This is a genomic window from Neisseria sp. HMSC070F02, assembly GCF_001814225.1.
GTDB classification, from domain to species: Bacteria; Pseudomonadota; Gammaproteobacteria; order Burkholderiales; family Neisseriaceae; genus Neisseria; species Neisseria meningitidis.
Map to the genome: position 1 here is coordinate 1 of NZ_KV815393.1, position 13,140 is coordinate 13,140.

General features: G+C 53.7%; 12 protein-coding genes and 1 pseudogene. 2 read left to right on the forward strand and 11 right to left on the reverse strand.

Annotated features, from left to right (window positions below):
* Nucleotides 1–306: 306 nt before the first annotated feature.
* The 10 genes from HMPREF2959_RS03760 to rsmA all read right to left on the reverse strand — a co-directional run bounded on the left by HMPREF2959_RS03760 (nt 307) and on the right by rsmA (nt 8,705).
* Complete coding sequence (locus HMPREF2959_RS03760) at nt 307–933, reverse strand: phosphoribosylanthranilate isomerase (protein ID WP_002243359.1); 627 nt, start codon at nt 931–933, stop codon at nt 307–309.
* A gap of 58 nt (nt 934–991) precedes the next feature.
* Nucleotides 992–1,483, reverse strand: coding sequence for a transcription elongation factor GreB (gene greB, locus HMPREF2959_RS03765; RefSeq protein ID WP_002243360.1), 492 nt, complete (start codon nt 1,481–1,483; stop codon nt 992–994).
* Between the two features lie 99 nt (nt 1,484–1,582).
* On the reverse strand, nt 1,583–3,127 hold the full coding sequence (gene purF / locus HMPREF2959_RS03770) for an amidophosphoribosyltransferase (RefSeq protein WP_002225492.1): 1,545 nt from the start codon (nt 3,125–3,127) through the stop codon (nt 1,583–1,585).
* A 207-nt stretch (nt 3,128–3,334) separates the two neighbouring features.
* Nucleotides 3,335–3,832, reverse strand: coding sequence for a CvpA family protein (locus HMPREF2959_RS03775; protein ID WP_002237644.1), 498 nt, complete (start codon nt 3,830–3,832; stop codon nt 3,335–3,337).
* Nucleotides 3,825–4,823, reverse strand: coding sequence for a cell division protein FtsN (ftsN, locus tag HMPREF2959_RS03780; RefSeq protein WP_070696397.1), 999 nt, complete (start codon nt 4,821–4,823; stop codon nt 3,825–3,827). The genes HMPREF2959_RS03775 and ftsN overlap by 8 nt, the downstream gene beginning before the upstream one ends.
* A gap of 12 nt (nt 4,824–4,835) precedes the next feature.
* A complete protein-coding gene (gene folC, locus HMPREF2959_RS03785) occupies nt 4,836–6,110 on the reverse strand; it encodes a bifunctional tetrahydrofolate synthase/dihydrofolate synthase (RefSeq protein ID WP_070696400.1) in 1,275 nt (424 codons plus the stop codon).
* Between the two features lie 31 nt (nt 6,111–6,141).
* On the reverse strand, nt 6,142–6,588 hold the full coding sequence (locus HMPREF2959_RS03790) for a protein YgfX (protein WP_070696403.1): 447 nt from the start codon (nt 6,586–6,588) through the stop codon (nt 6,142–6,144).
* A 4-nt stretch (nt 6,589–6,592) separates the two neighbouring features.
* Nucleotides 6,593–6,952, reverse strand: coding sequence for a hypothetical protein (locus HMPREF2959_RS03795; RefSeq protein ID WP_002238895.1), 360 nt, complete (start codon nt 6,950–6,952; stop codon nt 6,593–6,595).
* Between the two features lie 72 nt (nt 6,953–7,024).
* Nucleotides 7,025–7,753 (reverse strand): amino acid ABC transporter ATP-binding protein, encoded by a 729-nt coding sequence (locus HMPREF2959_RS03800; protein ID WP_002235598.1) that lies wholly within the window; start codon nt 7,751–7,753, stop codon nt 7,025–7,027.
* Between the two features lie 172 nt (nt 7,754–7,925).
* Nucleotides 7,926–8,705, reverse strand: coding sequence for a 16S rRNA (adenine(1518)-N(6)/adenine(1519)-N(6))-dimethyltransferase RsmA (gene rsmA, locus HMPREF2959_RS03805; RefSeq protein ID WP_070696405.1), 780 nt, complete (start codon nt 8,703–8,705; stop codon nt 7,926–7,928).
* Nucleotides 8,706–8,916: 211 nt separating this feature from the next.
* Here rsmA and HMPREF2959_RS03810 point away from each other — a divergent pair, with 211 nt between their 5' ends.
* Nucleotides 8,917–9,606 (forward strand): uracil-DNA glycosylase family protein, encoded by a 690-nt coding sequence (locus HMPREF2959_RS03810; RefSeq protein ID WP_002243365.1) that lies wholly within the window; start codon nt 8,917–8,919, stop codon nt 9,604–9,606.
* A gap of 184 nt (nt 9,607–9,790) precedes the next feature.
* Nucleotides 9,791–10,993 (forward strand): tryptophan synthase subunit beta, encoded by a 1,203-nt coding sequence (gene trpB, locus HMPREF2959_RS03815; RefSeq protein WP_002239575.1) that lies wholly within the window; start codon nt 9,791–9,793, stop codon nt 10,991–10,993.
* A gap of 179 nt (nt 10,994–11,172) precedes the next feature.
* On the opposite strand, the pseudogene iga reads toward trpB, so the two are convergent.
* Nucleotides 11,173–13,140 (reverse strand): annotated as a pseudogene (iga, locus tag HMPREF2959_RS13175) (IgA-specific serine endopeptidase autotransporter); the annotation flags it as partial.

Sequence of the window (13,140 nt, forward strand, 5' to 3'; positions counted from 1 at the left end):
TTACCCGAAACTTAAAACAAGCGAAACCGAACGAGCCGGATTCCCGCTTGCGCGGGAATGACGGGATTAAGTTTTCAAAATTCATCAGAAATTACTGATTTAATAGCATAAATTTTTTAGATTATAGTGGATTAACAAAAATCAGGACAAGGCGACCGAAGCCGCAGACAGTACAGATAGTACGGAACCGATTCACTTGGTGCTTAGCACCTTTAGAGAATCGTTCTCTTCGAGCTAGGGCGAGGCAACGCCGTACTGGTTTTTGTTAATCCACTATAAGTCATTCCGGCGGCAATTTTTGTTGCTTTAACGGGATAGGCGGTTGGCGGTTGCGATAAAGGCGGCGACTTTGGCTGGGTCTTTTTTGCCTTTAGACGCTTCCACGCCGCCGGATACATCGACCGCTTCCGCTCCGGTGATGCGGACGGCTTCGCCGACGTTTTCAGGGGTCAGCCCGCCGGCAAGTACCCACGGTTTGCCCGAATATTCCGCCAGCAGCGTCCAGTCGAAGCGGTGTCCGGTGCCGCCGTATTCCGAAGGGTGGTAGGCATCGAACAGCAGTGCCTGAGCGTCGGGGAAGCGGTCGGCGGCGTTTCGGATGTCTGATGCCGTCTGAACACGAATGGCCTTGATATAGGGGCGGTGGAACTGGCGGCAGAATGCGTCGTCTTCGTCGCCGTGGAATTGGATGATGTGTATCGGTACTTCGGCAAGGATACGGCGGATGTTTTGCGCGCTTTCGTTGACGAAAAGGGCGACAACGCTGACAAACGGCGGCAGTGCGGCGGTGATTTTTTTTGCGCGGGCAATATCGACGGCCCGGCTGCTGCCTTGGAAAAAGACCAGCCCGACGGCATCCGCACCTGCCGCTGCGGCGGCCGCTGCGTCTTCCAGTGTGGTGATGCCGCAGATTTTGGTGCGGATTTTCCTCATTCGGTATTCCTTTATTTGGGAAACGATGCGTTTGTGCCGTTTCAGACGGCATTCCCGATCAGTCGATTTTGATGTATTCGACAGAAAGGATTTCAATTTCCTCACGCCCTTCCGGCGTGTTCAAAACCACTTCGTCGCCTTCGCGCGCTTTAATCAGGCAACGCGCCAACGGCGAAATCCAAGAAATTTTGTTTTGCGCGGTATCGATTTCATCGATGCCGACAATTTTGACGGTTTGCTCGCGCCCGTCGCCGCGCAACAGGCCGACGGTCGCGCTGAAAAACACTTGGTCGGTCGCTTCGCGCAATTCGGGATCGATGACGACGGCAGCCTCCAAACGCTTGGTCAGGAAACGGATGCGGCGGTCGATTTCGCGCATACGGCGTTTGCCGTAAAGATAGTCGCCGTTTTCGCTGCGGTCGCCGTTGCCTGCCGCCCAATTGACGATTTGGACGATTTCGGGGCGTTCTTTGTTGACCAGCCGGTAAAGTTCGTTTTTCAATGCCTGCCAGCCGGCGGGTGTAATGTAGTTTTTGGTTTCGGTACTCATATTGCGTGCGGATGAAATGGGAAATGTGATGCCGATATGGGAAATGCCGTCTGAAAACCCGGCGTTCGGATTTCAGACGGCATCGCGGTTTGGGAAGCCTTATTCTTCGTCGCCCGCATCGCTGATGCTGATGCTGTGTTCCATCCTACTCGGGTGGATTTTCAGGCCGCCGCAGCCGGATTTCTCGGCAGACAGGCGGTCGAGGTAGGCATCATCGATGTCGCCTGTCTGATAAATGCCGTTGAAACAGGACGAATCGAAGGATTCGATTTTCGGATTGAGTGCTTTGACGACGGCTTCCAAATCGCCCAAGTCTTGAAATACGATGCCGTCCGCGCCGATTTCGGCGGCGATTTCCGCCGCGCTGCGCCCGTTGGCAATCAACTCTTCGCGCGTGGGCATATCAATGCCGTACACATTGGGATAGCGCACTTCGGGCGCGGCGGAGGCGATATAGACTTTGCGCGCGCCCGCCGCGCGTACCATTTCGACGATTTCGCGGCTGGTCGTCCCGCGCACGATGGAGTCGTCCACCAGCAACACGCTTTTGCCTGCAAATTCGGTTTCCATCGGGCTGAGTTTTTGGCGCACGGATTTTTTGCGCGTCGCCTGTCCGGGCATAATAAAGGTGCGGCCGATATAGCGGTTTTTAATCAAACCCTCGCGGTAGGGTTTGTCGAGATGGACGGCAAGCTCCATCGCGCTGGGGCGGCTGGTGTCGGGGATGGGCATCACAACGTCGATGCCGTCCACGGGCAGCTCGCGTTTGATTTTTTCTGCCAGCGACACGCCCATATCCAAGCGCGATTGGTAAACGGATACGCCGTCAATCACAGAGTCGGGGCGGGCAAAATAAACATATTCAAAAAGGCAGGGGCTGAGTTTGGCACGGTCGCTGCATTGGCGGGCAATCATTGTGCCGTCAAAGCCGACAAATACCGCTTCGCCCGGCCGGATGTCGCGTTCCAAATCGTAGGTAAGCGCGTTGAAGGCGACGGATTCGGAGGCGACGGCATAGGATTTTCTGCCTTCGCTGTCGGTTTGCGAACCCAATACCAGCGGGCGGATGCCGTAAGGGTCGCGGAAGGCGAGCATACCGTAGCCCGCAATCATGGCAATCACACCGTATGCGCCGCGCACCAGGCGGTGGACTTGGGCAACGGCGTTGAAAATATTGTCGGCATTGAGCCGGTGCGGGTCGGCGTTTTTAGAGACTTCGCGGCGTAATTCGTGCGCGAATACGTTGAGCAAGACTTCGGAATCGGAGCTGGTGTTGACGTGGCGCAGGTGTTTGTTACACACGTTTTCATACAGTTCGGCAGTGTTGGTGAGGTTGCCGTTGTGCGCCAAAACGATGCCGAACGGCGAGCTGACGTAGAAAGGCTGCGCCTCCGCGCTGCTGCCTGCGTTGCCCGCAGTAGGATAACGGACGTGGGCGATGCCGGCGTTGCCGGTCAAATCGCGCATATTGCGTGTGCGGAACACTTCGCGCACCATGCCTTTGCCTTTGTGCATATGGAAGGTACCGCCTTCCGCCGTTGCAATGCCCGCCGCATCCTGCCCCCTGTGCTGCAACATCTGCAAGCCGTCGTACAGAAGCTGGTTCACGGGTTCATGACTGACCAAACCTAATACGCCGCACATATCGTCTTCTCCGATTCGAGGTTTAAGGGTAAAACGGAATTATAAAGTAAACGGTGGTTTTTTGCCTGAATTGTTGACAATATTTGAGCGAAGGACAGATAGGTGGGTTTATGGAGGATAAGATTTAATCTGTGATATGGCTGAGGAAAGGAAAAAACATTTCAGACGGCATAAAAGAGAATGCCGTCTGAAATATCCGTATGGCAATCAATCGTCTTCCGGAGTTTCCGCCGTGCCGCCGCTATGGTTCAACACGGCTTCGGAAAGCGATACGAAAAACGGCAGTGTGTAAGATTGCCGCCATTCTTCGGTATCGGGCAGGTCGGTTTTTGAAGCGAGCATGACCAGCAGGGTAATAATCAAAATGCCTTTCAATGCACCGAATACGCCGCCCAAAATGCGGTTGGCAAAGCCCAAACCGACCGCCGAAACTGCCCCGGTCAGCAGCGAGCGGAGTATTTTCTGGATCAGACAGGCAATGACGAATAGGGAAATGAACGACAGAGCCAATGCAAACAGGCGGGGTTGGAACGATGCAAAGGCGATGTCGGCGAAGGGTGCGGCAAAGAGTTTGGCGAAAAAAAAGGCAACCACCCATGCCGCCATTGAGCCAGCCTCCGCAATCACGCCGCGCATCGCGGATAGCACGATGCAGGCGGCGATGATGGCGGAGACGAGGAGGTCGGCAACGGGGAGGTTATTCATTCGTTACCTGACCGGCGATACCGTGTACGCGCAATTTGTTCAAATCGCGTTCGGCATCCCTTGCGTTTTTATAGTTGCTTGATTTGACGCGGTAAACTTTGCCGTTGTCGGTCATAATTTCGGTGATGGTCGAATCGATACCCGCCGCCTTCATTTTGCGCTGGAGGCTTAAGGCGCGTTCTTTTTCGGCATAACCTGCCTGAATGGCGGCTTTTTTACCGGATTTTTCCTTCTCGGCGGTTTTGGTCTTGTCCGCTTTGTCGGTTTTTTGTGCCGTTTCGTGTTTTTTGCCGTCCGAACGGTCTTTTTCGGCTGTTTTTTTGCTTTCAGCCTTGTCGGCTTTTTTCGCTTCTTTTACCGCGCTGTCGGATTTTGCCGTATCCGGTTTGGTTTTTTCGGCGGCAGTTTTCGGTTTGTCGGCAACTTTTTCGGCGGTTTTGGTTTCTTTGGCTTTGGGCTTGGCTTTGGCAGTGCGTTCCGCTTTTTGCGGTTTTGTTTCGGCAGTGCGTTTCTGTTTTTCAACCGCTACCGTATCCGTACTGTCGGCAGTTGCCGGCACTTTTTCGGCAGCGCGTTGTTTTGCCTGCTTCGGTGCGGTTTTGGCGGTTTCTGCCTGTTGCAGTTTCTCGGATGCTTCCAAACCTTTGATGTTGCTGTCTTCGAGGCGGTCGTTAATCAGCACCAGCGGCGCGCCTACGTTTTCAGGCTCGCTGATTTCGCTGTCGGCGGCAGAAGGCTTGTCTTCGCCTGCCAAGTCCTGCGGTTTGTCGGCGGCGGATTTCAAGGCAGGGGTTTGTGCCGCACCTGCCGCTTTGTTTTCTACGCCGCTTGTTTCGCCGGCAGTCTGTTCGGCAGGGCCGGAACTGAGGGCGGCTGCCAGCAGGATGCAGGAGGCGGCAACCAGGCAACTTGCCGTTACGAGGCGGCGGCGGTTGCGCCGTTTGAGTTGTTCGTAACCGCTCAGGACTTCGTTTTGTTTGTTTTCGGACATAGAAGTTTCCTTTTAAAGTACCGACATGACATCGGCAACGGTATGAAATGAGCCGAAAACGACGATTCTGTCGTTCTCGCCCGCTTTTGAGGCTGCCGCCCGGTAAGCTTCGCGGACGGCGGCGAATGTCTGTATGTTTTCGATGCTGTGTTCGTGCAGTTTGTTTTGCAGGCTCTCGAGCGTCATGCCGCGCGGTACGTCCAACGGTGCGATATACCACTCGTCAAACTGGTCTTTAACGATTTCCAACACGCCGTCTATGTCTTTGTCGGACAGCATACTGAATACGGCGGTGCGTTTTTGCGCAAACGCCAAATTAATCAGGCTGCGGCGCAGGGCGCGGGCAGCGTGGGGATTGTGTCCGACGTCCAAAACGGTCAGCGGCCGGCCGGGCAGGACTTGGAAGCGTCCGGGATTTTCAACCAGCAGCAATCCGCGTTTGATTGCACCGATGTCCACCGGCAATTTGTCGTTCAAACATTCCAACACGGTCAGCGCGCAGGCGGCGTTGGAAAGTTGGTATGCGCCGCGCAATGCGGGGAAGGGCAGGGAATTACGGTTGCGAGCGGGGCTGTCTGAATGCTGCGGTCGGAAGCGGTAGTTCCATTGGATGTTTTCCAGCGCGTGAAACTCGAAATCGCGCTGCACCATCAGCAGTTTCGCGCCTATGGCTTCGGCGTGTGAAAGCAACGATGCGGGCGCGGGATTTTGACCGCAGATGGCGGGTTTGCCGCTGCGGAACACGCCTGCTTTTTCAAAGCCGACCTGCTCGACCGTATCGCCCAAAAATGCCTGATGGTCCAAATCCACGCTGGTAACCACCGCGCAATCGCCGTCAAACGCGTTGACCGCGTCCAAGCGTCCGCCCAAGCCGACTTCCAATATCATCACGTCAACCTGTTCGCGCATGAAGATGTCGACCGCCGCCAACGTATTGAATTCAAAATAAGTCAGTGATATTTCGCCGCGCGCGGCTTCGATGCGCTCGAAAGAGGCAATAATCGTATCGTCCGAAACGGGTTCGGCGTTGATGGCGATGCGTTCGTTGTAACGCAATAAATGCGGGCTGGTCAGTGTGCCGGTTTTGTAGCCCGCCTGTTTGTAAATCTGTGTCAGGTAGGCGCAGACCGAACCTTTGCCGTTTGTTCCCGCGACAACGACGACGGGGCATTGCGGCGTGAGCTTCATCCGTTTTTTCACTTCGCTTACGCGTTCCAAGCCCATATCGATCAAGCCGCCGCTGTGGGCGGTTTCCAAATGCGAGAGCCAGTCTTGCAGTGTTTTCATTGAGTGTTCCGTGTTCAAATGCCGTCTGAAATCAGCTTGGTGTATCGGTTTCGGCGGTTTTTTTCGGCTGCCGCCAAAGCACCCAGACTTTCAGCCGCCGGTAGGATTCCGGGTCCGTCATGTCGGGTATGATGCATTGGCGGACGGTTTTGCCGCCGGTGTCCCATTGTAAGAATAAGGCATAAGGCGTAACCATACTGCTGCCCGACAGTGCCGCCGCCTTTGCCGTTTTTTCTTTGCCGGATACGATTTCCGCCTGTCCGTCGCGGTCTATGGTAATGGCGGTTATGGCATGGCGGTGTTTCAGATTCGTTATCCTGAGCGAGTATGCGTAACTTGCCGCCAAAGCCGCCAAACCGAACCACATCATCCGGCCGTAAAACCAGGTCAGGCAGACGGCAAGGGAAGCCGAGTGGAGCGATACGGTCAGGATGTTCAGGATGCGGGACGGCCTCAATGCCGTCTGAAAGGCGCGCACAGCCTTACATCATGTTGTCGAACACGGGGGTAATGTTCAATTCCGCTTCTTCCATGTCCAACACCATATCGTGGATTTCGATGTCGAAAAATTCCCAAAACGCCTTCAGCCCCATATCTTGCGGCCATTTATCCTTATTGATGTCCCAACCTGCCAGCTCCGCCTCGAAAATCTGGCGGTAGCGTTCGTCGAAGTAGGAAACGACGGCTTCCGGTTCGTCGAACTGCGGAACGAGGAAGACGGAACAGTTGGCACGAAGCTGTTCTATGGTCAGGTCGGGCATATTTTCGTCGGTGCTTTTGAGCCATTCCAAAAAGCGGACGGTCGGCTTGAGGACGACGGCGGTGCGGTCAACAAAATACATGGTTTTCTTTCTCAATCATCTTGCGGTGTCGGGATATGCTGTCTGAACGTTCGGTTTTCAGACGGCATAGCATCAATGGGTCATGACCTGTTGCAGGAACTGCTTGGCGCGTTCGTGTTTCGGGTTGGTGAAAAACGCTTCGGGCGTTTCGTCTTCGAGGATTTGCCCTTTATCGACGAAAATCACGCGGTCGGCAACTTCGCGGGCAAACCCCATTTCGTGGGTTACGCACATCATCGTCATGCCGCTTTCTGCCAAGTCTTTCATCACTTTCAACACTTCGCCGACCATTTCGGGGTCGAGTGCGGAGGTCGGTTCGTCAAACAACATTACGCGCGGTTCCATCGCCAAACCGCGTGCAATCGCCACGCGTTGCTGCTGGCCGCCGGAAAGTTGGGAAGGGAAGGCGTCTTTTTTGTGTGCCAGTCCGACGCGTTCCAAAAGCTCCATTGCCTTTTTCTCCGCCTGTTCCGCATTTTGCCCCTTAACCTTCATCGGTGCGAGGGTAATGTTTTCCAACACGGTCAGGTGCGGGTAGAGGTTGAAACTTTGAAACACAAAGCCGACTTCTTCGCGGATTTTGTTCAAATCGGTTTTTGGGTCGGCAACGTTGATGCCGTCCACCCAAATCTCGCCGCTTTCGATGCTTTCAAGCTGGTTGACGGTGCGGATGAGTGTGGATTTGCCGCTGCCCGAAGGTCCGCAGACGACGACCACTTCGCCTTTTTTGATTTCCAAGTTTACGCCGTTGATGACGTGCAGGTCTTTGAAATGTTTGTGTACGTTTTTGAATTTGATCATGTCTTTTCTTTCAGACGGCATTTGCCGTTGCAGGTTGTCGTTACGGGAGCTCCATATGATGAAGCGTGTAGCGTCTGCCGTCAAAAAAACGGTCGTTCGGATTGGTCAGGCAGGCTGCAAGCGGCAGTATCAGGGGTAAAAGCAGGTATTTCTTCATCGGCTTACTCCCTTTTCAGACGGCCTTGCCCGCCAGATAATTGCTCAACGCTACGTATTTTTCCGGCGCGATATGTTCGGCGCGGTCTTGCGGATTGATGCCGACTGCCTGCAAATCATCGTCGCCTGCAAGCTTTTTCAGATTGTTGCGTATGGTTTTGCGGCGTTGGTGGAAGGCGAGTTTCACGAGTTTGGCGAAATACTCGAAATCGTCCGCCCTGCCGATGCGGTGTTTCACCGGAATCATGCGGACGACGGCGGAATCGACTTTCGGCGCGGGGTCGAACGATTCGGGCGGCACGTCAATCAGCATTTCCATATCGAAGAAATATTGCAACATCACGCCCAAGCGGCCGTAGTCGTTGCTTTTCGGCGCGGCAACCATACGCTCGACCACTTCTTTTTGCAGCATAAAGTGCATATCGACGACATCGTCCGCCACCTCCGCCAGCTTGAACAAAAGCGGCGTGGAAATGTTGTACGGCAGGTTGCCGACGATTTTCTTTTTGCCTGCGATGCCGTTGAAATCAAACTGCAACACGTCGCCTTCATGAATGACGAGTTTGTCCGCAAACGGCAGCGTTTTCAGACGGCATACGATGTCGCGGTCGATTTCGACAACGTGCAGGCGGTTCAGCTTTTTCGCCAAAGGTTCGGTAATCGCCGCCAAACCCGGACCGATTTCAATCACGACATCATCCGCCTGCGGGCGCACGGCGTTGACAATATCGCTGATGATCCGCGTGTCCTGCAAAAAATTCTGCCCGAAACGCTTGCGGGCTTTGTGTTCTTTCATCGTGTTTCCTTTTCGGTTGAACCCCCGCCACTTGGACATCTGTCCTTCGGGGCGGTAGAATCAGACTCTATTTGGGAGGGGCGTAACCCCTTCCAAATCAGGATGGCACATAGGGCGGTGCTTTAAGTGTCGTCCTGTGTGTTGAAACATAAATGTGTTTACAGTATCCGTTTGATGTCGGCATTGTAACCGAAAACGGCAGGGCGTGATAATGCTGTTTGAAGGCTTGCCGTGTTTGGCGGTTTGGTGCAAAAACCGGCTGTCTGCCGTTTTGCCTGTTGGAGGATTGAACGTGTCTGAAAATCTGCTTGAAATCGAAACCCATCCCTTCGATTCCGTGTTGCCGCCGAAGGCTGCGGTCATGATGATGGGGACGTTTCCGCCCAAGGAAGACAAACGCGCGATGCAGTTTCATTATCCGAATTTCCAAAACGATATGTGGCGCGTTTACGGGCTGGTGTTTTTTAATGATGCGGCGCATTTCCAAAGGTTGTCTGAAAAAGCGTTTGATGCCGAGAAAATCAAGGCGTTTTTGCACGAACGGGGGATTGCGTCCTGCCCGACCGTGTTGAAAGCGGTACGTCAGCACGGCAATGCGTCCGACAAGTTTTTAAAGGTAGTTGAAACCGTTGATTTGGCGGCGGTGTTGGCGCAGATGCCCGAGTGCCGCCATATTTGTACGACAGGCGGCAAGGCGACGGAAATCCTGCTCGATATTCAGGGTGGCGGCATCAAAATGCCGAAAACGGGCGAAACCGTGCCGTTTCCGTTTGCCGGACGGGATTTGACGCTGACGCGCCTGCCTTCGACTTCGCGTGCCTATCCTTTGAGTTTGGCGAAAAAAGCGGCGGCGTATCGGGCGTTTTTTGAAATGGCGGGCTTGTGTGAAAAGCAGTTATAATTGCCGACAATTTCCCGTTCGGACGGCATGTTTGAAAAATATAGTGGATTAACAAAAATCAGGACAAGGCGGCGAAGCCGCAGACAGTACAAATAGTACGGCAAGGCGGGGCAACGCCGTACCGGTTTTTGTTAATCCACTATAAATTGCCGTCTGAAAATTTGAAGCACAAGGACGAAATCTGATGAAGAATTACCACGCACCCGACGAGAAGGGCGTTTTCGGCGAACACGGTGGGCTTTATGTTTCCGAGACCCTGATTCCCGCCTTGCAAGAGCTGGCGGATGCCTATAAGGCAGCGAAAAACGACCCGTCGTTTTGGGAAGAATTCCACCGCGATTTGAAACACTACGTCGGCAGGCCCAGCCCCGTTTACCATGCCGCGCGATTGTCCGAGCATTTGGGTGGCGCGCAAATTTGGTTGAAGCGCGAAGACTTGAACCACACCGGCGCGCACAAAGTCAACAACACCATCGGTCAGGCACTGTTGGCAAAACGTATGGGTAAAAAACGCGTCATCGCCGAAACCGGCGCGGGTCAGCACGGCGTGGCGAGTGCCACTGTTGCCGCCCGCTTCGGCATGACTTGCGACGTGTACATGGGTGCGGACGACATCCAACGCCAAATGCCCAACGTGTTCCGTATGAAATTATTGGGCGCGAATGTCGTCGGCGTTGACAGCGGCAGCCGTACTTTGAAAGACGCGATGAACGAAGCCATGCGCGAATGGGTCGCCCGCGTGGATGACACATTCTACATCATCGGTACCGCCGCCGGTCCCGCGCCGTATCCCGAAATGGTGCGCGACTTTCAATGCGTGATCGGCAATGAAGCCAAAGAACAAATGTTGGAAGCCATCGGCAGACAGCCCGACGTTGCCGTTGCCTGCGTGGGCGGCGGATCGAACGCCATCGGTTTGTTCCACCCGTATATCGGCGAAGAAAACGTGCGCCTCGTCGGCGTGGAGGCTGGCGGTTTGGGCGTGAACACCCCCGATCACGCCGCGCCGATTACTTCGGGCGCACCGATTGGCGTATTGCACGGTTTCCGCAGCTATCTGATGCAGGACGAAAACGGTCAGGTTTTGGGTACGCACTCTGTTTCCGCAGGCTTGGATTACCCCGGCATCGGCCCGGAACACAGCCATCTGCACGACATCAAGCGCGTCGAATACACCGCCGCCAAAGACGAAGAAGCACTCGAAGCCTTTGATTTGTTGTGCAAATATGAGGGCATCATCCCCGCGCTCGAATCCAGCCACGCCGTTGCTTGGGCGGTGAAAAATGCGCCGAAAATGGGTAAAGACCAAGTGATTCTGGTCAACCTCTCAGGTCGTGGCGACAAAGACATCAATACCGTCGCGAAGCTCAAAGGGATTAAACTGTAACCTCGTCCGTCTGATATAGTGGATTAACAAAAACCAGTACGGCGTTGCCTCGCCTTACCGTACTATTTGTACTGTCTGCGGCTTCGTCGCCTTGTCCTGATTTAAATTTAATCCACTATAATACTGCCGTCTGAAGCCTGAGTTCAGACGGCATTTTATTTTGCTATGAATTTAGTATTTTAGAAACGAATCTGTATTTTAATTTGTCCGGATTTTTGTTTTTCCAATTGTTTGCCTTTTGTAATACTGCCATTTACGTTTAATGTAACATTACGGTACAGTAACGCGGCACCTGCTGAATATTGCTGTTGATTATCTGCTTTATAGGCGAAGGAATTACCGCCCACATTCACGCCGCCTTTGCCATAATTGGCAAAGTAAGCTGCAGATAACAAGGGTTTTACGGTAAGGTTGCCGACTTTAAACCGATAAGCAAAATCCAGTCCGGCCGTCAGTGTTTTCACTGACATAGAACTTACTTTAACACTGTCGTTACCCAACTTGTAATCTGCAGATGACAGGCGGCTGTAACGGATTCCCGCACTGGGGACAATCTCGAATTGATTGATTTTCAGCGTATTGCCCAAAGTAAGGCCGGTTTGGATGCTTGTTCGGTTAAAGTTTGCTTTTTGCTGCGTTTGTAACCGGCTTCTCAAGCTGCCTGCACCAATATCGCCGGCCACATACCAAGCATCATTTAAATAATACTTACCATAAAGGTTGGCTTGCACAAAAGTATTTTTGCCGCTCGCCTGATCAAAAGTATGCTGACTGTCAGAGTAAGTCAATACGCCGCCTATCTGCATATTTTCGGACAAGCTGCGGTCAATGCCGATTTGTGTTTGCGTGCGTTTCGAACTAAACCGGCGATATTGTGCGGAAGCATAATCACGGCCATAACCGATGTTCGACATCCAAACGCTGTTTTTTTCGGCATCAGCACGTGATTTTTGTGCAATGTGCCGTGTTAATGAAGCACCTGTATCCAACAAGATAGATTGCGTGCTTGCCATTGCGTCAGATAAAGCCGAGTTGGTATTGGTGCTGACTGCATCAGCTTGCGCGGCGGCTTGGGCTTGCGGCTGAGTGGCGGCTTGGGCTCGCGGCTGCGCGGCTCTTGGTTGCAAACTCACTGTCTCAACTTTTTCATGAAGTTCCGTATTGTCTTGAGGCTGTTTGTCTGATGTGTCAACCGATTCGGATACATCTTCATCTTCCAACGCATCAAAGGGGATTTCTGCATAGTCATTTTCATACCAGTCCGGATTATGCAAGGCCCTGGGTGCTGCGTAAGCTGACGAATCAAATGATGGCGAGGGCGGTGCCGGCAGAGTAGATCTGCGTCCGCGACGTTTCGGACGATTTTGGGAAGCTGCCATATAATCCTGAGGTGCGGCACGGCGTTTTCGGCGTTGCGGCTGGGATTGGGCTGCTTGACGGTGCTCTTCTTCCTCAGCTTTTCGTTTCGCCGATTCTGCCGCTTCTCGATCTGTTTCGGCTTTTTGTTTTGCCGACAACTCTGCTGCTTGGCGTTCCGCTTCTTGACGACGTGCAAGTTCGGCGGTCTGGCGAGCTTCTTGCTGGCGTTTTGCTGCTTCGGCTGCTGCCCTTTGCTTGGCAAGTTCGGCGGTTTTGCGTTCGGTTTCCGCTTTTTGTTTGACGGCTAACTCTGCAGCTTTTCGTGCTTCTTCCTGTTGACGCGCAAGGGCTTTTTGTTGGCGTGCCGCCAATGCTTGGGCTTCAGCTGCGGCTTTTTGGTTTGCCGACAATTCTGCCGCTTTGCGTTCTGCTTCCTGGCGATGTGCAAGTTCGGCAGCTTGGCGTTTTGCCTCTTCGGCTTCTGCTTTTCGGCGCGCAGCCAATGCTTGAGCCTCACGTTCGGCTTCTGCCCTTTGTTTTGCCAACAACTCTGCCGCTTTGCGTTCTTCCTGCTGTCGGCGCGCAAGTTCTGCTTGGGCTTGGGCAATTTCCACATTGTTTTGCTGTACCGAACGGTGTCCGCGGCGTTTAGGACGGTCTTGGGAAGCTGCCATATAATCCTGCGGTGCGGCACGGCGTTTGCGGCGTTGCGGCTGGGATTGGGCTGTTTGACGGCGTTCCTCTTCCCCGACCCTTTGTTTTGCCGACAACTCTGCCGCTTCGCGTTC